Genomic DNA, 22656 nt, shown 5'->3' with positions numbered 1-22656 from the left:
TCGAGGGCGGTTTTTTTTGCCTGCAGTTCGCCGCAAAAGGAGTGTTTGGTGGCGCTTACGTGGCTCAGTGCTGCTAAACTTTTTGGTTTGCTGATGGGCTTGTTCGCGGCGTGGCCTTGCTGCCGCATAGATGCGCCATCTGACCGTACGGATTTTGAATGACCCCGATTGAACGCCGCGCAACGCTGATTCTGGCTGCCATTTTGGTGCTGCGGATGACAGCTTTGTTTATGGTGCTCCCGGTGCTTGCGCCCTGGGCCCTGTCTCTGGCTGGGCAACCCGGTGTTGCAGTGGGCTTGGCGGTTGGCGGTTACGGTCTTACCCAGGCTTTGTTGCAGATCCCATTCGGTTGGCTGTCTGACCGGGTCGGGCGCAAGCCGGTCATGCTTTTCGGTTTGGCCGTGTTTGCACTCGGCAGCCTGGTTGCGGCGCGTGCTCAAGACATCGACACTTTGCTGATGGCCCGGCTGTTGCAGGGGGGCGGGGCAATTGCTGCGGCCTCCACCGCGCTGCTGTCTGATCTCACGCGCGAATCTGTGCGAACAACGGCCATGGCCATTATCGGCGCAAGCATCGGCGGTGCATTCCTGTTGGCGCTGATTGTTGGTCCGGCCTTGCTCAGTGTTACGGCGGTGCCTGGTTTGTTTGACATCGCGGCGGTGGGGGCTTTGCTGGCCATGGTGCTGGTTCTGCTGCTGCCACCGGCGCCGCCCATCAAGCCGGCCGCGGAGCAGGCGAGTCCCTCTGTTTTGCGCGCTGACCTGTTGCAACTTGACGGCGGTGTATTCGCCCTGCATGCCATGCTGGCGAGTCTGTTTGTTGGGCTGCCGCTGATGCTGCAGCAGGAATGGGGCTGGCCGCCGGCTACGCATTGGAAGGTTTACCTGCCTGTCATGTTGGCGTCCCTGTTGCCGGTTTTTCCTCTGATCCGCTATCTGGAGCGTCGCGGACGCATCGTTGCCGCGATTCCTGTCGCCGTCATGGTGTTGACCCTGGCGTGCGTGCTGATTGGAGAGCAGTGGCTGTGGTTGCCGCTGACCTTGTGGATGTTCTTCTGTGCCTTCAATTTGCTTGAAGCCAGTCTGCCGTCGCTGGTTTCGCGGCGGGCCCCGGCGGCCTCGCGCGGGCGGGCCATGGGGGTGTTTTCGAGCGCGCAGTTCCTCGGTGCGTTTTGCGGTGCGGCGCTGGGTGGTCTGGTTCTGAAGTACGCTGGGCCCAGCGTTGTCATATTGTCGGCCGCCTGTTGGGGCTGCCTGTGGCTGGGATTGCTCGCTGTCCGCATAATGGGCGCCAATCCGTTATCAACTGTGCGGGACGAACCGGCGGTGCAGACTGCCGGTGGCGACCCGCAACGATCACAATCCAAGGAGTGCGAATGAGCAGTCGCGGAATCAACAAAGTCATCCTGGTCGGCAATCTGGGTGCTGATCCGGAAACCCGGTACATGCCGTCTGGCGGCGCCGTGACCAACCTGCGCCTGGCCACTAGCGAAAGCTGGAAGGACAAGCAGAGCGGGGAAATGCAGGAGCGCACCGAATGGCACCGCGTGGTGCTGTTCAATCGCCTGGGCGAAGTGGCGGCCGAGTATCTGCGCAAAGGCAGTCAGGTTTATATCGAAGGCCAGATTCGCACGCGCAAATGGCAGGGCAACGACGGCCAGGACCGCTACACCACGGAAATCGTCGCCAACGAGATGCAGATGCTCGGCGGTCGCGGCGGCGGCGGTGGTGGCCAGGGCGGCGGCAACTACGGCGGCGGTGGCGGTGGCGGTGGTAACCGTGGCGGTGGCGGCTATGGCAATGACAGCTACGGTGACAGCAAGCCGCAACCGTCAAGCCCGATGAATGAACCGCAGATCGACCCTGACGACGATATTCCGTTCTAATTCCGGCTTCAGCCAACGCTCAAGGCCCGCAATCGCGGGCCTTTTTGTTGGGCGGCGCATGAGCAGGTGCAATTCTTCCGCGCGGGTCTACAATCGTCGCGTTGCCGCAGAATTCATCACCGCATGCTGCTGATACGTCCCATCCGTGAATCTGATCTGCCGGCGCTGGTCGAGCTGGCCGGTGCGGCAGGCATCGGCATGACCTCGCTGCCCGGCGATGTCGAGCTGTTGCGTAGCAAGATCGAGCTGTCGCTGAGCAGCTTTGCTGCGCCACATGACCCGGCGCAGCCGCGCGAGACGCAGTTTCTGTTCGTGGCCGAGGATCTCGATACGGGCGCGCTGGCCGGCACCACGGCGATCAAGTCCGGAATCGGGTTGAGCGATCCGTTTTACAGCTATCGTCTGGACAAGATCGTGCACGCATCGCCGCAACTGGGCGTGCACAAGGTGATGCCGACCCTGTACCTGAGCAACGACTACACCGGTGCCGCGGAACTGGCCTCCTTGCTGTTGGCGCCGGGTTATCGCAGCGGCGGCAACGGGCATCTGCTGTCGAAATGCCGGTTTCTGTTTCTGGCCCAGCACGGCCTACGGTTCCCATCCACACTGATTGCCGACATGCGCGGCGTTTCGGACGCGCAGGGTCGCTCGCCTTTCTGGGAAGCCCTGGGCCAGCATTTCTTTTCCATGGATTTTCCGCTGGCCGACCGCCTGTCCGGTTCGCGCAGCAAGGCCTTTATCGCCGAGCTGATGCCACGTCATCCAATCTACGTGCCGTTGCTGCCGGCCGATGCTCAGGCGGTGATTGCCCAGGTTCACGACAACACCCGGCCCGCCTTGAAGCTGCTTGAGGCCGAAGGTTTCCGGCACAAGGGTTATGTCGACATTTTTGATGCCGGTCCGACCCTGGAGGCCGAGCTCGGGCAGATTCGTGCGGTGGCGCAAAGTCAGGTGGGGGCCTGCGAGATGGCCGATCTGCCCGAAGATACGCCCTTGCATCTGGTTGCGACCACCGCCTGGGACGCGTTTCATTGCGTGCTGGCGCCGGCGCAGTGGCAGGGTGATGTTTGGCGCGTCGGCACGGCGCAGGCCAGGGCGCTGGGTTGTGACCACGGGCAGCCCGTACGTGCGGTTGCGCTCAAACCTGAAAAACATCCGGAGCATGCCTCGTCATGAACACAGCGACCACGCTTGAAGCCAACTTTGATGGCCTGGTTGGACCGACCCACAACTATGCCGGCCTGTCCTTCGGCAATGTCGCCTCGCAAAACAATCTGGGCAGTGAATCCTCGCCGCGGGCGGCCGCATTGCAGGGGCTGGCCAAGATGAAGGCCATGCACGACCTGGGCTTGATGCAAGGCGTGTTGCCGCCGCAGCAACGCCCGGACCTTGCGGCACTGCGGCGGCTGGGTTTTGCCGGCAGTGATGCGGAGGTGCTGGGCGAGGCGGCACGTACGCAGCCGCGTTTGCTCGGCGCGGTGAGTTCGGCATCCAGCATGTGGGTGGCCAACGCGGCCACCGTTTCGCCCAGCGCCGATACCCGCGATGGGCGGGTTCACTTCACCCCGGCCAATCTGGTCAACAAGTTTCACCGCTCGATCGAAGTGCCGACCACCGCAAGAGCGCTGCAGGCGATCTTTCCTGAGGGTGAGCATTTTGCCCATCATGCCGCGCTGCCTGCGGTGGATGATTTTGGTGACGAGGGTGCCGCCAATCACACCCGTTTGTGCGCCGAGTACGGCGAGCCGGGGCTGGAGTTGTTCGTCTACGGCAAGGATGCGGGTGCGCCCGAACATGGCCCGCAGCGCTATCCGGCGCGTCACACCCTGCAGGCGTCACAGGCGGTCGCGCGGCTGCACGGTCTGGCCCCGCAGGCCTGCGTGTTTCTGCAACAGAACCCGGCGGTGATCGACCAGGGCGTGTTTCACAATGACGTGATCGCGGTGGGCAACCGCAATGTGCTGTTCTTTCACGAACAGGCTTTCGTGCAGGACCCGCGCCCCGCGCTGGCGGCAGCCTGGCAGACCGCTTCACCTTTGCACTGCATTGAGGTGCCCAGCGCAGCGGTGAGTGTGGAGGATGCGGTCAGCAGCTATCTGTTCAACAGCCAGCTGGTCACGCTGCCGGCGGGTGGTCATGCCCTGATCCTGCCCCAGGAATGCCGTGACAACCCGGCAGTGTGGGCTTACTTGCAGGGCTTGCTGGACAGTGACGGGCCGATCGAGCAGTTCAAAGTGTTCAACCTGACGGAAAGCATGCGCAACGGCGGCGGCCCGGCCTGTTTGCGCCTGCGCGTGGTGCTCACCCCGGCGCAGCAGGCTGCGCTGAATTCAGCGGCGCTGCTGGATGAGACCTTGTACGCCCGCCTGAAGGCCTGGGTTGAACGGCACTACCGCGAACGCTTGCATGTCCAGGATCTGGCCGATCCGCAGCTGCACCAGGAATGCTGTAGCGCGCTGGACGAGCTGACCGGCATCCTCAAGCTCGGCGCGATCTATCCGTTTCAGCAGGTCTGAAGGCGCGCTTACTGGCGGACCCGGGTTTCCAGAATCACTGATGAGGTGGTGCGCAGCACGCCGGTGAGCAGGCCGATGTCATCCAGCTGGCGGCTCAGCGCGCCGGTGCTGTCCACCTCAAGCTCCAGGATCAGATCGTAGTTGCCGCTGATCACATACAGCGCGGCAACGCTGTCGAGCTGCTCCAGGCGGCGGGTGACCTCGGCACTGCGTTTTTGCTCGACCTCGACCAGCACGTGGGCGCGGATGCGTTTGTCACGCCAGCTTTGACCCAGACGCACGGTGTATCCCTCGATGATGCCGGCGTCTTCCAGCTTGCGAATGCGGTTCTGCACCGTGGCGCGTGAAACATCGAGCTGACGGGCCAGCTCGCTGGTGCTCAGGCGGGCGTTGCGGCGCAAAGCGCTGAGCAGGCGGTCATCCAGCGAGCTTGTCATTGTGGTTCACTTATTTGTCAATTTGTATATCAATTTATCAAATTCGCTAAAAGCGTTTGTTCAAATTGACATCTGAGCCGACCGATAATGAACGTCCCTGTTGCTGCTCTTTATCGCCGGAGACGTCCATGTCGATTGATCGCGCCCTGTTTGACCAGGTCATGGTTCCCAATTACGCCCCTTCGGCGGTGATTCCTGTGCGTGGTGAGGGCGCACGCCTGTGGGATCAGCAGGGCCGTGAGTACATCGATTTCGCCGGCGGTATTGCGGTCAACTGCCTGGGCCACCGTCATCCCGCGCTGGTTGACGCGCTCAAGCAGCAGGCCGACAAGCTGTGGCATCTGAGCAATGTCTACACCAACGAACCGGCCTTGCGTCTGGCCGCCAAGATCACCGCAGACACCTTTGCCGAACGGGTCTATTTCTGCAATTCCGGCGCCGAGGCCAACGAAGCGGCGCTGAAGCTGGCGCGGCGTTACGCGGTCGATCATTTCGGCGCACAGAAAGACCAGATCATTGCCTTCGACAAAGCCTTTCACGGGCGTACGTTCTTCACCGTTACCGCAGGTGGGCAGCCGGCTTATTCGGATGGCTTCGGTCCCAAGCCGGGCGCGATCGATCATGTGCCCTACAACGATCTTGAAGCGCTGGAGGCGGCCATGTCGGAGCGCACCTGCGCGGTGCTGCTGGAGCCTTTGCAGGGCGAGGGCGGTTTGATCGAACCAGTGCCCGGTTTCATTGCAGGTGTGCGTGCGCTGTGTGACAAATATCAGGCGCTGATGGTGCTCGACGAAGTGCAGACCGGTGTGGGCCGCACCGGCGCGCTGTATGCCTACATGCATCACGACATCACCCCGGACATACTGAGCAGCGCCAAAGGTCTGGGCGGCGGTTTTCCGGTGGCCGCAATGCTGACCACGGCCAAGGTTGCGGACAGTTTCAAAGTGGGCACCCATGGCAGCACCTATGGCGGCAATCCGCTGGCCTGCGCGGTGGCCGAGGCGGTCTGGGATGAGGTCAATCAGGTGCCGCTGCTGCAAGGCGTGCTGACGCGCGGCCAGCGTTTCCGCCAGCATCTTGAGGACATCAACGCCGAGCATGGCCTGTTCGAGGAGGTGCGTGGGGCCGGGCTGCTGCTGGGGGCGGCGCTCAAGCCGGCCTACCATGGGCGCGCGCGTGACGTGCTGGCGGCCGCCGTGGAGCAGGGCGTGATGTGTCTTGTGGCCGGACCCAATGTGGTGCGCTTTGCGCCATCGCTGATCATTGCCGAGGATGACATTGACACCGGCATGCATCGTTTCGGCCAGGCCGTCGCCAAGGTCGTAGCGGGATGAACCTCATCCGGCCGATCGAGCCGCGCGACTTCCCGGCACTGGTGCGCTTTGCCCACGAATCCGGGCATGGCTTCACCTCCCTGCCCAAGCACGACGCCCAGCTGCAGTCCAAGATCGACCGTGCCGAGGTGGCTTTTCATGACGGCCCTAACGCCAAGGGTGGCGCAGGTTTTCTGTTCGTGATGGAAGATGCCGATTCCGGCGAAGTGCTTGGCACCAGCGGTATTGAAGCGCGCGTGGGCATCGAGGATGCGCTGTACCACTATCACCTCAGCCGGGTGGTGCATTCTTCGCGTGAGCTGGACATCCACAACACCGTGGATGTGCTGACCCTGTGCAATGACTATTCCAACGCCACCGAGATCTGCACCCTGTTTCTGACCGGTGCGGCGCGGGCGCGACACAATGGCTACTTGCTGTCGCGCTTTCGTTTTCTGTTCATGGCCCAGCGTCCGCAGCTGTTTGCCGACACCGTGATTGCCGAAATGCGCGGGCGCAGTGACAGCGAGGGGCGCTCACCGTTCTGGGGCTGGCTGCAGAAGCATTTCTTTTCCATGGATCTGGCCGATGCGGTGCATCGGGTGGGGATGGGGCAGAAATCCTTTATTGCCGAGCTGATGCCGCGTTATCCGGTCTACGTTAGTCTGCTCGACGACGACGCCCAGGCCACCATTGGCCAGGTGCATGATGACACCGCACCGGCGCTCAAGCTGCTGCAACGTGAGGGTTTCGGCTGGCGCGGTTACATCGACCCGTTTGATGCCGGACCCACGGTGGAGGCGCAGCGCGATGCGATTGCCACCGCAGCCCGCAGCTGCGAGTTGCGGGCCCAGGTTGTACCGCACATCAATGGCCCGACCAGTCTGATCACCAACACCCGCCAGGCCGCATTTCGCGCGGTGCTGATGCCCGCGCAGCAGGGCGACAACATCTTGAACATTGACGACGCCACCGCGCGCGCACTGGATGTGTGCAGCGGCGACCCCGTGCGCGTCGCGAGCATGGAGTGAACATGAGCGACTTGTATATCGATGGTCAGTGGCTGGCTGGTGAGGCTGAGGCTATGACTTCAGTGGATCCGGCCCGCAATCGGCCGGTCTGGAACGGTCATGCAGCCAGCGCCGCCCAGGTGGATGCGGCGGTGGCCGCTGCGCGTGCTGCGGCGCCGGGCTGGGCGCGCACATCGCGGGCCCAGCGCCTGGAGGTGCTTGAGCGTTTCGTGGCGCTGCTCAAACAGCATCATGAGGCGCTCGCCGCGTGCATTGCCGAGGAAACCGGAAAACCGCTGTGGGAGGCGCGTACGGAAGTCAGCGCTATGGCCGGCAAGCTCGCAATTTCGGTGCAGGCTCAGGATGAGCGCGCGGGCCACAAGCAATCCGATCTGCCCGCCGGGCGTGCGGTGCTGCGCCATCGCCCGCATGGTGTGGTCGCGGTGTTCGGGCCCTACAACTTCCCCGGCCACCTGCCCAATGGGCACATCATTCCGGCCTTGCTGGCCGGCAACAGCGTGGTGTTCAAGCCCAGCGAGCTGACCCCGTGGGTGGCTGTGCAGACGCTCAAGCTGTGGGATGAGGCGGGTATACCCGCCGGTGTACTGAATCTGGTCCAGGGCGCCGCAGCGACCGGCAAGGCACTGGCCACCCATGCGGATCTGGATGGCCTGTTCTTCACCGGCAGCTCGCGTACGGGCGGCCTGCTGCATGAACAGTTTGCCGCCCATCCGGGCAAGATTCTGGCCCTGGAAATGGGTGGCAACAATCCGCTGATCGTGGAGCAGGTGGCTGATCTGGATGCCGCGGTGCATGACATCGTGCAGTCTGCGTTTGTCACCGCCGGGCAGCGCTGCACCTGTGCACGGCGTCTGTTCGTGCCGCAGGAGGCGTGGGGCGATGCGCTGCTTGATCGGCTGGTTGCTATCAGCGCGCGCCTGCGCGTTGGCCCACCCGATGCAGACCCGCAGCCTTTCATGGGTGCGGTGATCAGCGCAGCGGCGGCGGCCGGTTTGCTTGCCGCGCATGAGGGTCTGATCAAGGCCGGTGGCCAATCGCTGCTGGCTATGCGCCAGCTTGATCCCAACACCGGCTTTGTCACGCCGGGCATCGTTGATGTCACCGCGCTGGGTGATGCACTGCCCGATGAGGAGCATTTCGGGCCGCTGCTCAAGGTGGTGCGTTATGGCGACTTCGATGCCGCGCTGCGGATGGCCAACGCCACCCGTTTTGGTCTGTCAGCCGGTCTTATCAGTGATGATGCTGAACGCTACGCCGAGTTCTTGCACGGTATACGCGCCGGTATCGTCAACTGGAACCGGCCGATCACCGGCGCGGCAAGTTCGGCCCCATTTGGCGGCATAGGCGACTCTGGCAATCATCGCGCCAGCGCCTACTACGCCGCAGATTACTGTGCTTATCCGGTGGCTTCGATGGAGGCCGAGCGGGTCAGTCTGCCCGCCACTCTGAGCCCCGGCCTGGATTTTTTCGCATGAATGTCGAGCATTTTTTCTCCGCCCTGTGGGCCGACTACCTCAAGCACGCGCCATCGGCGGGCAGGATTCATCAGGTGCTGGGCGGCGGTCAGCCCATCGTCAACGATCACATTGCTTTGCGCAGCTTCAACACGCCGCAACTCGGGCTGGATGCGATGGAACCGGTGTTTGTGGCCATGGGCTACAGGCGTGGTGGCGAATATGTCTTCAAGGCCAAGAAGCTCAAAGCGCGCCATTACGAGCATGCCGATCCGCACGTGCCCAAGATTTTCATCAGTGAGCTGCTGCTGGAGCAATTCAGTGCCAGCCTGCAGCAGCAGGTCGCACGCCAGCTCAGGCAGATGGATGCTACAGCCGAGGCTGCCTTGCTGTATTCGGGGCGTCACTGGCGCTTGAGTCACGCCGATTATCAGGGGCTGTTGGCCGAGAGCGAATACGCCGCCTGGTTGTCGGCATTCGGTTTTCGCGCCAATCATTTCACGGTCAGCATCAACCAGTTGGCAGGTTATGACTCGGTGGCGCAGGTGAATGCGGCGCTCAAGCGGGAGGGTTTTGCCCTGAACAGTGCCGGTGGCGAGATCAAGGGCTCGCCGGCGGTCATGCTGGAGCAGTCGAGCACCCTGGCCGACCGCGTTGCGGTCGAGTTTGATGACGGTGAGTTCGCGATTCCGGCCTGTTTTTACGAGTTCGCCTACCGCTACCCGCAGGCCGATGGCAGCCTGTATCAGGGCTTTGTCGAGGCGTCGGCCGACAAGATTTTTGAAAGTACCCATGCCGGGGCCGACAAGGCCGGGTGAATGAGATGAACGCAACGCCCATGCTCAACTGGATCGCCGGTCGGCATGACGAGATGCTTGCCCGAACCATGCGGCTGGCCGAGATCAATTCAGGCAGTTTTCATGTCGAGGGCGTCAACCGGGTGGGCCAGCAACTGGCCGAGTGGATTGCGCCGCTGGCCGACACGCTGGAATTGGTCGAGGTGCCACCTTTTGCCGCCATCGATGATCACGGCGATGCCACACAGCGCCCGCTGGGCCGCGCGCTGATCGCCAGCAAGCGTGCCGATGCGCCGGTGCAGGTGGTGCTGTCCGGTCATCTGGATACGGTGTTCGCCAAGGATCACGCCTTTCAGTCGCTGAGCTGGCTGGACGAGCATCACCTCAACGGGCCGGGGGTGGCCGACCTCAAGGGTGGTTTGATGGTCATGCTGACCGCCTTGCAGGCGTTCGAAATGAGCGCGCAACGGGCGCGGCTGGGCTGGCAACTGGTGCTCAACCCGGACGAAGAGATCGGCTCGCAATCTTCAATGGCCTTGTTCGAGCGCGCCGCAAAGCGGGCTCAGTACGGCTTGCTGTACGAGCCGTGCATGGCGGACGGCACGCTGGCCGGGGCGCGCAAGGGTTCAGGCAATTTCACTGTGGTTGCGCGCGGCCGCGCCGCGCATGCCGGACGCGAACATCATCTCGGGCGCAATGCCATTCGGGCTTTGGCCGATGCGATCAGTGCGATCGATCAGCTCAACGGTCAGCGATGCGGTGTCACCTTCAATCCCGGTTTCATCCACGGCGGTGGAGCGGTCAATGTGGTGCCGGACACCGCTGTGGCGCGTTTCAATGTGCGCATGCAGCAGCCGCAGGATTGCGCGTGGTGCGAGCAGCAGATCGAGGCTGCATTGAGGCCAATCCGTCAGCGTGACGGCATTGCGCTGGAGCTGCATGGCGGTTTCACCCGTCCGCCCAAGCTCATGACCGCGCCGCTTGAGCACCTGTTTGAGCTGGCCCGCGCCTGTGCCGAACAGATCGATCTGGACTTGAACTGGGCGCCGACCGGTGGCTGTTGCGATGGCAATAATCTGGCCGCGCTGGGCGTGCCCAATATCGATACGCTGGGCGTGCAGGGTGGCAAGATTCACAGCGTGGATGAATACCTTGATGTACGCAGTCTGGTTCCGCGAGCCCAGCTCAGCGCGCTGTTGCTGGAGCGCCTGGCCGAGGCATGAAGATTCCCGAACTGCTTGCTGCGGCACTGCCGCAGGACTGTGTGACCACCGAGGCGTGGGCACTGCAAAGCTATGGCTGTGATCGCACCACCATCTGGCCCGCGCAAGCGGTTGCGGTGGTCCGGCCACGTCATATCGACGAGGTCCAGCGCTGTGTACAGCTGGCCAACGAGCACGGATTTGCGCTGGTGCCGTCAGGCGGACGGACCGGTTTGTCAGGGGGCGCTGTGGCCAGCAACGGCGAGGTGGTGTTGTCGCTGGAGCGCATGAATCGGATTGTCGATTTCGACCCGGTTGATGCCAGCGTGCGGGTCGAGGCCGGGGTGGTGACGGCGCAGCTGCAGGATTACGCGCGCGACAAGGGCCTGTACTATCCGGTGGATTTTGCCGCGGCCGGTTCCAGCCAGATCGGCGGCAACATCGCGACCAACGCCGGTGGCATCAAGGTCATACGCTACGGCATGACCCGCGACCGGGTGCGTGGCCTGAGTGTGGTCACCGGCAAGGGCGAGCGTCTGGAACTCAACCGCGGTTTGCTCAAGAACAACACCGGCTATGACTTCCGGCATCTGTTCGTGGGTTCGGAAGGCACCTTGGGGGTGATTTGCGAAGCCAACCTGGCGCTGGCTCCGGCACCGGCAGATCCGTTGGTGCTGGTGCTTGGTGTGCCGCGCTTTGCCGATGTGCTCGAAGTGCTGGCCAGCTTCCGGCAACGCTTTTCACTCAGCGCCTTCGAATGCTTTTCCGACAACGGCCTGCGTAAGGTCTGTGCGGCACATCAGCTGGCCCCCCCCTTGAGCACGCCCGCTGCCTACTATGCGCTGATTGAGGTGGATGAGTGCGACGGTGCAGCCGAGCAGGCGGTCGCGGCTTTCGAGTATTGCGTGGACCAGGGCTGGGTCAGTGATGGTGTGATCAGTCAGTCGCTGGGGCAGGCCGCGGAGCTGTGGAAGCTGCGCGAATACCTGTCGGAAACCCTGGCTGCGTGGACACCCTACAAAAACGATATCTCGGTCGCGGTCAGTCGATTGCCGGCTTTCCTGGTCGAGGCCGATGCACTGATGGCGGCGCGCTACCCGGACTGTGAAGTGGTCTGGTACGGGCATATCGGCGACGGCAATCTGCATCTGAACATTCTCAAACCCGAGCGCTGGTCGAAGGATGATTTTCTGTCCCGCTGCAGCGCCGTCACCGATGAACTGGGTGATCTGCTGGTGCGCCACGGCGGCAGCATTTCAGCCGAGCATGGCGTTGGCCTGCTCAAACGGGACTATCTGCACTACACCCGCAGCCCGGCCGAGATTGAGTTGATGCGTGGGATGAAAGCGCTGTTCGACCCCCGTGGCGTTTTGAATCCGGGCAAGCTCATCGGCTGATTTGTGGCTGGCCGTGGCGCTGCTGCGTGAGCATCCGGAAAATTCCGTTACGCTTGATTCGATTTTCGCTACAGGCTGGGTGCTGATGTTGATACGTGTGCTGGCGGTGGTCAGCTTGTTGTGTGGGTGGATGCCGCTGGCGGTGCCATCGGCATCGTTGGGCGCTGCTGAGCGTTTGGCGGCAGCCGTTCAGATTCAGACGGTGGCTGAGCGACCGTTGTCGGATCAGGGCGCCACAGCCTTCGCTGCCTTTCATGATCTGTTACGCCATAGCTTTCCGCGCGTTTGGGCCTTGCGCGAGGCCGTGCCGGATGCCGGCTATTCGGTGCTCTACCGTTGGCCAGGACAACAAGCCGACCTGGCTCCACTCATATTGCTTGCGCACATGGATGTCGTGCCGGTTGAAGCGGCAACGCAAGAAAGCTGGCGTCACCCTGCGTTTTCAGGCGCCATTGTCGAAGACGCCATCTGGGGCCGCGGCACCCTGGATAACAAGGCCAGCGTGCTGGCGCAGCTTGAAGCTGTCGATGCGCTGATGGCTGCCGGGTTCAGTCCGCGCCGGACCATTCTGCTGGCCCATGGCCATGACGAGGAGATCGATGGTCGCGGTGGCGCGGCCAAAATCGTCGAGTATCTTCAGGCCCGAAATGAAAACGCCTGGTTCACGCTGGATGAAGGTGGAGCGGTTACGCGCGACGTGATCGACAGCGTTGATAAGCCCGTCGCCACAATCATGGCCGGGGAAAAAGGTTATCTGTCTGTCCGGCTGCGTGCCTCTGGCACGGGCGGGCATAGTTCCACGCCGTCGCAGGACACGGCGATTTTTCGCCTGGCCAATGCCTTGAGCGCGTTGGAGGCTTCCCCCATGCCGCGTCGTCTGATCCCGGCGGTTGGTGGTTTGCTTGATGCGTTGGCACCTGAAATGCCCTGGCCGGCTCGTTTCTTGATCAACAACCGCTGGTTGTTCGAGTCGATTCTGCTGGGGCAGTTGGAAAAATCGCCGACGACGGCGGCGTTGTTGCGGACCACCATGGCGCCAACCCTGTTGCAGGCCGGGGTCAAGGACAACGTGCTGCCCAATCACGCTGAAGCGGTGCTGAACTTTCGTCTGTTGCCTGGCGACACGGTTGATGATGTGCTTGAACACATCACCACAAGCATCGCCGATGAGCAGATCTCAGTGAGCGTTGAGCCCGGTTTTTTCTCCGAGGCACCGCCATTGTCTGACGTTGATTCGGACGCCATGCAGGTTTTGCGTGAAGCGGTCAGTACAAGCTTCCCGGAAGCCCTGGTGGCGACCGGCATTGTGCTGGCAACGACGGATAATCGCCACTATGCACCGGTGCGCGAGAACGGTTACTACTTTGCGCCGTTTTCCTACACCCCGGAAACCGCAACACAGATTCATGGTATCGATGAGCACATCGGCGTCCAGGAATACCTGCGCATGATCGAGTTTTACCAAACCTTACTGCGTCTCGCTGCCGGCTGAAATGTGCTCGGCATAAATGGCATTCAGGCCCTCGCGCAGGCTGGTGATCCTGAAGTCCGGAAAACGCTGTTTGAACTTGTCGGATACGAACAGGTTGTCGACTTCGTAACGCGGCAGTAATTCTGCGGCATCGCGAATCTGTCGGTTGAAAATACCGGCCAGTTTGAGCTGCCAGCGCTTGACCACCTGGTAGCGCACAGGCATGTCGAAGATGCTGGCAGCCAGTTCGATGAGCTGCCTGTAAGTCAGGCGTGTGTCGTGGCAGGGCAGGTGCCAGGTTTGCCCGTAGGCATCGTCGGTATTGCCCAGCTGGGCCATCGCGCGACTGGCATCCGGGGTATAGATCAGGCTGCGCAGGGTGTCATCGCGCAGGAACACTTTGGCGCTTTTGCCGGCCTTTAGCGGATCAATAATGGTGCTGTTGGTGATGCTTTGAGTGAGGCCGGGGCCGTAGAACTCCGGCGCCCTGCAGATCAATGCCTCAATGCGGCCGGCATGCATCGCATCGAGCAGTTGCATGGCGATCTTCGCGCGTACGCGGCCCTTTTCGCCATACGGCTCAAATGCAGTGTCTTCGGTTTGCGGTGTAGAGGTTTGCGGGTACATGTAAGTGTTGTCGAAAAACACCAACCGTGTTCTGTGTGTCGCACAGGCTTCAATCACGTTGTGCATGAGCAGCGGCCATTGCGCCACCCACCGCTGCGTGTCCATGGGCAGGCCCGCGGTCAGATAGACGGTGTGAGACCCGGCCACAGCGTCCAGGGTTTGTTGAGCATCGAGCAGATCAGCCCTGTGCAATTGATCGTCCGCGTGAACCTTGCGTGGGTTACGGCTGACCAGACGCAGTTGATCGCGATTGAGGTGCTTGAGTGCGACGGCCAGCTCGCGGCCGATCTGCCCGCTGGCACCGAGGATGGTTTGCATGCGTGGGCGTCCCGAGTCCGTCTTTAAACCAAAAAACAGAGCCTACGCTATCCCGGCTTTTCCAGTGCGGATCTTGATGGATGTGCGGCAAGGCGGGGCGAACAGAGACCCTATTCGCTAACGATAGTGAGAATTGTTCGCGATCGTAATATACTTGCGACAAATATGCGTGGTCCGCGCTTGCGGCGAGCGCAAGCCGGTCAAGCCTTTGACCATCCGGATTTACCAGGGGAAAAGAGTTGAAAAAGTCATGCCAGGAAGCGCGCGCACTGCTGTGTGAGCGTACCCACGGAGTGCTGGCCACCATGTCGGTAGCCTTGCCGGGGTATCCGCTGGGTTCGTTGACACCGTATGTGCTTAACGACCAAGGACTGCCCGTTATTCTGATTTCAGAGATTGCCCAGCACACGGCCAATCTGAAACAGGATCCACGTTGCAGCCTGACCATCATCCAACAGGACAAAGGTGAGGTGCAGGCGCACGGGCGCCTCTCCGTCTTGGCCGACGCGCGGCCGCTGAATGCCGAGGAAAGTGAGGCAGCAGCAGCCCGGTATATGCGTTTTTTCCCGGAAGCTCAGGGCTATCTCAAAACCCACGATTTCAATTTTTGGGTGCTGCAGCCGGTCCGCCTGCGTTACATCGGTGGCTTCGGCAACATCCACTGGATGGAGCCAGACGAGCTGCTGCAAGCCAATCCGTTCGCCGGGCGGGGTGAAGATGCGGCCTGCACGCACATGAATAACGACCACGCCGATGCCATTGCAAGCTATTGCCGGTTTGCCGGGATCGACTGCGCTGGACATACGCCACAGATGGTCGGCGTTGATGCAGAAGCGCTTTATCTGCGCATTGGTCGCCAGGTGGAGCGCCTGGCGTTCAAACAGCCCATCGACAGCATGGATGGGTTGCGTCAGGAAACCATTGCCATGTGCAAACCGGACTATTGGGCCAAGCCCAGCGCGGCATAAGGGGACTATTGTGATGACCCGGCCGGTCTTGAGTTCATCCGTTTTGTGCTGCAGTGGGCTGTTGTGTCTGCTGGCGCCCTGGTATGCGCTGGCTCAGGGCACGGAAACGCCAGCGACGTCATCCGACACTGAAGTGCCCATCATCGAATTGCCGGAAACGCGCAACGCGCCAAGCGCAGTGGCGCTGGATCCGGTTGTCGTGACAGGGACACGCACCGAGCATCGGCTGTCGGACAGCCCGGTGGAAGTTCAGGTGATTACCGCACAGGACATCGCCCGAACCGGCGCGCGAGATCTGGCTGAGCTGCTCGAGCGCGAGGGCTCTGTGCATGTTACCCGCGCTGCCGGGCGTGGCAGTACGATCGAAATTCAGGGGCTGTCGTCCGAGCATGTGCTCATCCTGATCAACGGGCGTCGCTTGATTGGGCGGGTCAATGGCGCCATCGACCTGAGCCGCATCCGGGTGGCCGAAATCCAGCGGGTGGAGATCGTCAAAGGTGCAACCTCGGCGCTGTACGGATCAGACGCTCTGGGCGGCGTGGTCAACATCATCACCCGCAAAGGCGCCGAGCCGTTGACATTCACTTTGCGTGGCAGCGAGCGGGGTGACGCCGACATGTTTGCCTATGCTGGCTGGGCAGGCCGCGATGCTGGCGTGCAGGCCAGCGGCGGGCTCAGCCGGGTGCAGGCGTTTGACCGCGATCGATCAACACCCAGCGAGGACGGTGTCGACAGCGAAGCTGGTTTCTTCTCGCTCAGTGGTGATTGGCAAATGTCCCGCCGGGCCAATCTGGGGGCGCACTTCGCCTATTCTCTGGAGGATACGGAGCGGCTGGACGGTGCGACCCAAGCGGGCCTGTTCGAAACCCGCAAACGCATTGAAGAGGTCCGCGGTGGTTTGTCACCCGAGTTTGAGCTGGGTGACGCCACAACACTGAAAACGGATCTCTACTATCACCGTTACTTCGATCAGTACCTGCAGCAAAGCGTGAATTCAAACGCGACCACTGCGGATGAAGAAACCATCGATCAGATCGTGGCTGGCAGCGCGCAGATTGATCATCAGCTTGAAGATCACCGCATCGCCCTGGGGCTGGATTTGCAAACCGAGCGCCTGCAAGCCGATCGCATTGATGAGACGGCGGAGCGCGACCGGGTCGCCGTGTTTGTGCAGGACGAGTGGAACTTGCCCATGCTCGGTTTGACCATCGTGCCTGGCCTGCGCTTTGACGATGATTCGCAATTTGGTCATGCGACCACCCCCAAAATCGCAGTGCGCTATGACCTCACCAGCAACTGGATGCTGCGTGCCGGATGGGGCGAAGGCTTTCGGGCGCCGGACTTCAAGCAGTTGCTGCTGCGCTTTGACAACCCTGCCGTGGGTTATCGGGTTGAGGGCAACCCGGCCTTGCGTCCGGAACGTAGCCGCGGCTTTAACCTGAGCACGACCTGGTACGCCAGCACGACATCAAGTCTGCATGTCAGCGCCTATCACCAGGATGTGGATGACCTGATTCAGGTGGAGCAAACCACCTCGGATACCGATGCTGGCGTGGTGTTCACCTACAACAATGTGGCGTCGGCCCGTTTAAGCGGTGTTGATTTGCACACCCAATGGCACCCCATCGCGCCGCTGCAGTTGAAGTTGGGCTATGGCTACTTGCGCAGCCGCGACCGTGATACCGGTGAGCGCTTGAGCGGGCGACCGGCGCATCGCGCCAACCTGGCCGTTTACTGGATGCAGACGCACTACGCCATTGGCCTGCGCGGCGTTTGGGTGGGTGACCGGGAATTCACCGCAGAAGTGAACACAGGGCCACCGACAGCTGCTGGTCGGGCAGACCCTTACACCCTGTTTGATCTGCGCTTTGACTGGACTAAATGGCGATGGGCTGATCTTGCCGTGGGTCTCGACAATCTGCTGGATGAAGGGGATTCCACTTACCTGCCGATTGCCCCGCGCACGGCTTACCTCGAACTGAAACGGACGTTCTGATGACCGATCTGCATAAATCCTGGTTCAGCGGTGCGCCCCTTTGTGCCGCCGCGCTGGTGCTCAGCGCCTGTGCGGGCGATATCAGCCCGTCGGCCGCGCTCGGCGATGATGATCAGCAGGCCTGTTCGGCGATCTCAATCAGCGCACTAGAAGACAAGAGTGCTTTTCTTGTTGAAGCCAATGCCAGCGACGATGACGCATGGGTGTACTTCGACATGGACAACGCCGAAGAGGTGTCCGAGAACGACAGCACAAAAGTCTGGGACCTTGCGTTTCGACGCTTTCTGGTGCGCTCGAATGGTGGTGAGGGTGGCCCGGATACCGTGGCGGTCGCGTTCACTCAAGGCAGCGGCGCCAGCTTTGACAGCGTCGCCCAACCGGCCGATGACGGTTCTACAGATGGCAGCGGCCAGTTCCGCCAGGACGGCCCAGACCCTGATCCTGAGGGCGGCAACAATGATGGCAACGGGCACGTTCTGAACAGCTACCCGGTGGACCCAGATCACGGGCTGTCGGAAGCCGTTGTCGATGGCTGGCCTGTGTATGACGATCAAAGTCACCGCCTGTCGCCACGGCCTGAAACTATCTTCACTGTCCGCAGCAGTGCCGGGACGTATTACAAGGTCGAATTTCTTGGTTATTACAGCAGCGCCCATGGCGGCGCGGGCTATCCGCAATTCAAGTATGCCAATCATGCCAGCGGCTGGAGCACCGATGAGATCGCTTTGGGCGCAAGTGGCTGTGGCGACGACGTGGTGATTCCCACGGTTGAGGTTGAGCAGGACGATGAGATTTACACCGTGCAGGTCAACGCATCAGCTGAAGACAGCTGGATCTACCTCAATCTGGGCAGTTTGGATCAGCGTGTCTACGCCAACGACGACGAGGCTGCCTTAAGCCTTGATTGGGACATCGCCTTCAAGCGCACCGATATCATGCTTAATGGGGGTTCCAGCGGTCCGGGTGCAGCTGGCGCTCACGACCTACTCAATGGCACTTTCGGAGAGAGAACCGAGCCGCCTGCAGAGGGCGGTGTCGAGATCCCGCAAGGTGTTTTGCTGCCCATTCCCACCACGGTTGTGTATCACCAAGATGGACGCAGCCTGGCAATGACCAGCCAGCCGCCGCGCTCCGCCGGTGATGATGATGGTGACTTGCTTGGTGACTTCGGCTGGTACAACTACGCGGGTTTCAGCTCAGGCTTTCTCGACCACACTATTCGTCCGCGCAGCGCGACCTACGTGGTGCGCGCTGCGGATGGCCAGACTTACTACGAAGTCGAATTCTTCCAGTATTACCTGACGCTGGATGAGCAGGAGATTGCCGGCTACATCGCCTTTCGTATGCGCGTGCTTTAATCGACGGTTGGTGCGTCTGGCGTGTTCCCGGCGTACCACTGACTGAACTGCTCCAAGGTGCCCAGCCAAGGTTCCACACCAGCCCAGTCCGGACGGCTGGCCTGCATAAAAGCCTTATTGTGGTCGGTCAATTGTTTGGCCGCCTGAGCTTCCAGCGCACAAGTTTGTCGTGCCGTGTCGTTGGCGCTGCCGCGCAGTTGCAGCTGGGCCTGACGGATCTGCTCAATTTGAGCCTCGGGCAGGCCCAGTGCACGCATCTGGGCGAGTTCCTGTTCCAGCTCATCTGGCGCTACGGTGGCGCCGCGAATGCCTTCGGCCACTTCGTTTTCGCATGCGGCCTGGCTGCGCGGCGGCGGGGTGGCTTGAGCGGCTGAGTCTGCGGTCTGTTGCAGGGCGTCTGCGGCGTTGTAAATGCGTGTTTCGTGGGATCGGAAACGTTCAACGCTGTAGCCGTGATTCTGCAGATAGGCGCGCTCTTTTTCCGCATAGGCACGCGGCAGATCCTGATAGGCACCTGCATTGCGTCGCATATCGTTCTGCATATGCGCCAGGGCGATGCGGTGCTGCAGCCATTGTTTGACATCCTGGCTGCTTAAGCCGGGCTCGCTGGCCGTGGCGTTTGTCATCCACATGCTGCTCAAGCTGAGGATGACGGCGATGATGAAGTGATGGCGGATCATGATGGGATGTCCTGATCAATTATCCAGTCTGGCCAACAACGATCTTTGATCGCGCGATATTTTTCCAGATGCGAGGGTGGGCGTGCGGTCCTGAACACCGATTCAAGCCAGGCATCGTATGAATAACGGCCCAATTCGCGTTTGCGCGTGCTGCCGGCATTCCCCGGCAGGCTGCGCAAAAGATGAAACGGCTTGGCTTGTACAGCACTGTGTGCCGGCAGTGTGACCACGCCGGTTACGTCACCAGCAGGGTGAAAATCGTCATCCGCGCGGTAGAACACGGGCATGCGCCATACCGTGATTTGATCGGCCTCTATGCTGGCTGGCTCCGCGGCAGCGATCCACAGATCAGTGGGTACATAGAAGCTTGTGTGGCTCTCCAGCAACTCGGCCGTGACACCTGCGCGCGCCTGGATTGTGCTTGGGTCAATGCGGTCAAGTGCGACGAACCGACGCGCCGGATCAGCGCCCAGCGACAAACTCAATGAGATGCTCTGGCCATCGTTGTCGACTGAGGCCGCAGCGTTCTTGGCTGGTTCTCCGCTGCGGACAAGAGTGATCGCATAGGGGTGCTGAGTCGGGGTTTCGCACTGCATGGGTGCCAGATAAACACGGCTGATCAGGACTGCAAACAACGCCGCAGTGATACCGGTGGCAGCGCCGCATTCAAGCCAGCCCAACCGTTTACGCCACACCGCGATCGGTGCGAACACCAGGCTGAAAATAAACAGCAACCAGAGCAGCAGAGTGACACTTTTTTCAAAAACACTGGTGCCCGTGAGCACGATCAGCAGCAGCGCGATGGTGCCGCGTCTGAGCCAGCGGCTGCGAGCAGAAGAGGTCGATGTTTGAGGATCAGTGCGGAACATGATGACTTGCGTGCTGCGGCGAGCCGATCGCTTGACCGGCTTGCCGCAGCGGGTTGCGCCAAGGCCTACCGGGTCGTACCGCTCTGCAGATACTGCCCCACGGCGGTGAGCACCGCTTCCCACTCGGCCGGTGCAATGGTGTCGACCGGATCATTGCCGAAGCGCACGCCAACCATGTTCAGTGAGGGCGCCACGCTGACCCGCTGATGGCCGTAACCCGCGGCAGTGTAGTTGCCGGATTCGACACCACCCCAGTGCGGCCACATGTAGCCGCGCGGACCGCCGCCGTTGTCCTTGTCGTAGTTGTGCGAGGCCGCGACCCAGGCTTCGGGCACGATCTGCTTGCCGTCGATGCTGCGTCCGCCGTTGCGGAAGATTTCGCCAAACCGCAGCATGTCGCGCGGTGTGGCCATCAGGCCCATCGAGGCGAAGGTGTTGCCCAGACGGTCGATCATGACCAGGGCATCGTCCTGCATGCCGGCCGGTTGCCAGATTTTCTCCGCAAGAATTTCGGCGTAGGGCCGCGCGTAGACGTTCTCCAGCAACCACGCCAGCATCTGTGCGTCACCGCTGTTGTAACGGTAGTGGTCGCCGGTTGGCGAGACCCGGGTCAGGCGCAGCAGGTATTCATCACGGGTCATGCCATACAGGCCATTGGAGTGAAAATCTGCGCCCATCAGGACCAGCTGTTCGGGCTGGTGCACCGGCACGTCGACCCAGTAAGTGCCGGATTCCATCTGCAGCAGATCTTCCACGCTGACCCCTTCCCACACCGTGCCGCTGGCGTCCGGAATGTATTTGGTGATGGGGTCATAGATGGAGTCGACCAGGCCTTCGGCCACGGCAATGCCGACCAGCGCGGTGGTGACCGATTTGGTCACCGACCACATGTGGGCGCGGGTGTTGTCATTGAAGCCGTTCTGGTAGTCCTCGTAGATGAACTGGCCGTTGTGCATGAAGGCGATGGCGTTGGTCGAGCCGCTTTTCATGTACTCGGCCACGCTGCGGGTGCGGCCATTGATCTCGTAGGTCAGCTGGCTCAGATCCACCGGCGCGGCGGGCAGGTCGGGCGAGGCCGGGTTGGCTTTGACCACCTGGGTCGGGAGGATCACGATCACCGTGGTGGCATCCACCGGCAGTAGCAGGATCGAAACCTCGCCATCCATGCTGTCCTGCAGCAGGCGCAGCGGCTGGCCACCGTCCAGCAGCAGGTTGGCGCGGGCTTGCAGCAGGTCCATCAAAGGCCCCATGCCAGGGGTGAATTCATGCGGGGTGGGGTACAGGCGGCCCAGATGCATGGCCACCACATCACCCAGGCCATCGGGCAGGGTGGTGAGGGATTCGATGATCTTGGCCGGGTCGCTGGGCAGCGAATAGAGCCCGGCGCGCTCGACCATATGGGCCAGTTCCTCGACCAGGATCACCCCTTCGTTGGGTGGATCCGAGGGCGGATCGTCGGCGTCACGCGCGCTGCTTTGGTTATCGACAACCCCGCCCTGGCAGGCGGCGAGTAGCAAAGTTGTGGCGCACAGGCTGGCAAGACCACGCCAATGGGCTGGTTTCATCAAAGGTCTCCTCGGATGTGTTTGTTTACGCTGTTATGCGTTTGATGGTGTCACACAAAAGCGACGCTGAACGTCGCAAATTTGTTGACTACACGATCCGGGCAGACGTTTGGTTTCAAGCCGTGGTGCGTGTTTTACGCGCCGGCGAACAGAAAGGCTTCGGCTGATGAGCTGCTGCGCAGTCGGTGCCCCTCACCCGGGGCCATGGGCGCAGGCGGTTCCTGATCAAGCAAATGGGCTGCGCGGATGCGTCCTTCATGGGCCCAGTAGGGCGCATAAACATGGATTTCGTCTTCTGGTACTTCGATGAAGCGGATACGGCCTTCGATCATCAATGGCAGGTGCATCAGCCAAGCGCTTGGGGTTTCGTCAAATCCCAGTGCCTGAGCCATGACGCCACAGCTTTGCCACCAGGCACAGGCCGCACCGAACTTGATGATTGAGGTGGTGGTGGCCGGATGGCGCACGCCAAAGGCTTCGCGCCCTTTCTTGCTGCGCGGTATCAGATAAATTCCGCGCAGCGGGGTGCTGCCGCCGCGTTTGGTTGGCTTGCGCTGGACTTGCGCCTGTTGGTCGGCGGCATCTTTTTGCTGATCCAACTCGCTCTGAATCTGACGCGCTTCGTCGAGCGAGGCGGCGTAACGCTGAACCAGCTTGCCATCAATGTACTTGCTGGCGCGGACAAGCTTGCCCCAGTTGGGGTGTTGGGCGATTCCCATGTGTTGACGTGCACAGTGCGAATGAATGGAGTGCGCTTGGCACTGCAATAGAT

20 protein-coding genes are annotated in these 22656 nt (G+C 61.5%); 14 read left to right on the top strand and 6 right to left on the bottom strand.

Going from position 1 to position 22656, the window contains the following annotated elements:
- Positions 1-158 precede the first annotated feature (158 nt).
- The 4 genes from ATO7_RS09805 (at position 159) to astB (ending at position 4401) form a co-directional block, all read left to right on the top strand.
- Complete coding sequence (locus tag ATO7_RS09805) at positions 159-1379, top strand: MFS transporter (protein WP_083561554.1); 1221 nt, start codon at positions 159-161, stop codon at positions 1377-1379.
- On the top strand, positions 1376-1885 hold the full coding sequence (gene ssb, locus ATO7_RS09800) for a single-stranded DNA-binding protein (RefSeq protein WP_083561553.1): 510 nt from the start codon (positions 1376-1378) through the stop codon (positions 1883-1885). The genes ATO7_RS09805 and ssb overlap by 4 nt, the downstream gene beginning before the upstream one ends.
- Positions 1886-2008: 123 nt before the next feature.
- Complete coding sequence (gene astA / locus ATO7_RS09795; protein ID WP_083561552.1) at positions 2009-3061, top strand: arginine N-succinyltransferase; 1053 nt, start codon at positions 2009-2011, stop codon at positions 3059-3061.
- Entirely contained in the window at positions 3058-4401 is a 1344-nt protein-coding gene (gene astB, locus ATO7_RS09790) for an N-succinylarginine dihydrolase (protein WP_083561551.1), read from the top strand. Before astA (ATO7_RS09795) ends, astB begins: the two co-directional genes overlap by 4 nt.
- A gap of 8 nt (positions 4402-4409) precedes the next feature.
- On the opposite strand, the gene ATO7_RS09785 is transcribed toward astB, so the two are convergent.
- Positions 4410-4838 carry an Lrp/AsnC family transcriptional regulator gene (locus ATO7_RS09785; RefSeq protein ID WP_083561550.1) on the bottom strand — a complete coding sequence of 143 codons (429 nt, stop codon included), beginning with the start codon at positions 4836-4838 and terminating at the stop codon, positions 4410-4412.
- Positions 4839-4966: 128 nt separating this feature from the next.
- Here ATO7_RS09785 and ATO7_RS09780 point away from each other — a divergent pair, with 128 nt between their 5' ends.
- The 7 genes from ATO7_RS09780 (at position 4967) to ATO7_RS09750 (ending at position 13524) form a co-directional block, all read left to right on the top strand.
- A complete protein-coding gene (locus ATO7_RS09780; RefSeq protein WP_083561549.1) occupies positions 4967-6172 on the top strand; it encodes an aspartate aminotransferase family protein in 1206 nt (401 codons plus the stop codon).
- Positions 6169-7182 (top strand): arginine N-succinyltransferase, encoded by a 1014-nt coding sequence (gene astA, locus ATO7_RS09775; protein ID WP_083561548.1) that lies wholly within the window; start codon positions 6169-6171, stop codon positions 7180-7182. The genes ATO7_RS09780 and astA (ATO7_RS09775) overlap by 4 nt, the downstream gene beginning before the upstream one ends.
- 2 nt (positions 7183-7184) lie before the next feature.
- Positions 7185-8657 carry a succinylglutamate-semialdehyde dehydrogenase gene (astD, locus tag ATO7_RS09770; RefSeq protein WP_083561547.1) on the top strand — a complete coding sequence of 491 codons (1473 nt, stop codon included), beginning with the start codon at positions 7185-7187 and terminating at the stop codon, positions 8655-8657.
- The gene (locus tag ATO7_RS09765; RefSeq protein WP_083561546.1) at positions 8654-9454 is read left to right on the top strand and encodes a DUF1338 domain-containing protein; all 801 of its coding nucleotides are present in this window, start codon (positions 8654-8656) and stop codon (positions 9452-9454) included. Before astD ends, ATO7_RS09765 begins: the two co-directional genes overlap by 4 nt.
- Positions 9455-9459: 5 nt before the next feature.
- Positions 9460-10656 (top strand): hydrolase, encoded by a 1197-nt coding sequence (locus ATO7_RS09760; RefSeq protein ID WP_083561818.1) that lies wholly within the window; start codon positions 9460-9462, stop codon positions 10654-10656.
- A complete protein-coding gene (locus tag ATO7_RS09755) occupies positions 10653-12032 on the top strand; it encodes an FAD-binding oxidoreductase (protein ID WP_083561545.1) in 1380 nt (459 codons plus the stop codon). The genes ATO7_RS09760 and ATO7_RS09755 overlap by 4 nt, the downstream gene beginning before the upstream one ends.
- 85 nt (positions 12033-12117) lie before the next feature.
- A complete protein-coding gene (locus tag ATO7_RS09750; RefSeq protein ID WP_206044873.1) occupies positions 12118-13524 on the top strand; it encodes a M20/M25/M40 family metallo-hydrolase in 1407 nt (468 codons plus the stop codon).
- Here the strand turns inward: ATO7_RS09750 and ATO7_RS09745 are convergent.
- Positions 13501-14448 (bottom strand): NAD-dependent epimerase/dehydratase family protein, encoded by a 948-nt coding sequence (locus ATO7_RS09745; RefSeq protein ID WP_083561543.1) that lies wholly within the window; start codon positions 14446-14448, stop codon positions 13501-13503. The two genes, ATO7_RS09750 and ATO7_RS09745, sit on opposite strands and share 24 nt — an antisense overlap.
- Positions 14449-14687: 239 nt before the next feature.
- Between ATO7_RS09745 and ATO7_RS09740 the strand changes: the two genes are divergently transcribed.
- The 3 genes from ATO7_RS09740 to ATO7_RS09730 are packed head-to-tail and all read left to right on the top strand — an operon-like array spanning position 14688 to position 18770.
- Positions 14688-15416 (top strand): HugZ family pyridoxamine 5'-phosphate oxidase, encoded by a 729-nt coding sequence (locus ATO7_RS09740; RefSeq protein ID WP_206044872.1) that lies wholly within the window; start codon positions 14688-14690, stop codon positions 15414-15416.
- Between the two features lie 13 nt (positions 15417-15429).
- Positions 15430-17412: a TonB-dependent receptor plug domain-containing protein gene (locus ATO7_RS09735; protein ID WP_158523143.1), complete on the top strand. Its 1983-nt coding sequence runs from the start codon at positions 15430-15432 to the stop codon at positions 17410-17412.
- Positions 17412-18770, top strand: a complete 1359-nt coding sequence (locus ATO7_RS09730) for an HmuY family protein (protein WP_083561539.1) — start codon at positions 17412-17414, stop codon at positions 18768-18770. Before ATO7_RS09735 ends, ATO7_RS09730 begins: the two co-directional genes overlap by 1 nt.
- Here the strand turns inward: ATO7_RS09730 and ATO7_RS09725 are convergent.
- From ATO7_RS09725 to ATO7_RS09710, 4 genes are all read right to left on the bottom strand, one after another.
- A complete protein-coding gene (locus tag ATO7_RS09725) occupies positions 18767-19450 on the bottom strand; it encodes a hypothetical protein (RefSeq protein WP_083561538.1) in 684 nt (227 codons plus the stop codon). The two genes, ATO7_RS09730 and ATO7_RS09725, sit on opposite strands and share 4 nt — an antisense overlap.
- Positions 19447-20319 (bottom strand): hypothetical protein, encoded by an 873-nt coding sequence (locus ATO7_RS09720; RefSeq protein ID WP_083561536.1) that lies wholly within the window; start codon positions 20317-20319, stop codon positions 19447-19449. The genes ATO7_RS09725 and ATO7_RS09720 overlap by 4 nt, the downstream gene beginning before the upstream one ends.
- A 65-nt stretch (positions 20320-20384) precedes the next feature.
- Positions 20385-21884, bottom strand: a complete 1500-nt coding sequence (locus ATO7_RS09715; RefSeq protein WP_083561534.1) for a serine hydrolase domain-containing protein — start codon at positions 21882-21884, stop codon at positions 20385-20387.
- A gap of 134 nt (positions 21885-22018) precedes the next feature.
- Positions 22019-22603 carry a hypothetical protein gene (locus ATO7_RS09710; RefSeq protein WP_083561533.1) on the bottom strand — a complete coding sequence of 195 codons (585 nt, stop codon included), beginning with the start codon at positions 22601-22603 and terminating at the stop codon, positions 22019-22021.
- Positions 22604-22656 lie beyond the last annotated feature (53 nt).

This window comes from Oceanococcus atlanticus (assembly GCF_002088235.1).
Classification (GTDB): domain Bacteria; phylum Pseudomonadota; class Gammaproteobacteria; order Nevskiales; family Oceanococcaceae; genus Oceanococcus; species Oceanococcus atlanticus.
This window is presented reverse-complemented; position numbering and strand designations above follow the sequence as displayed.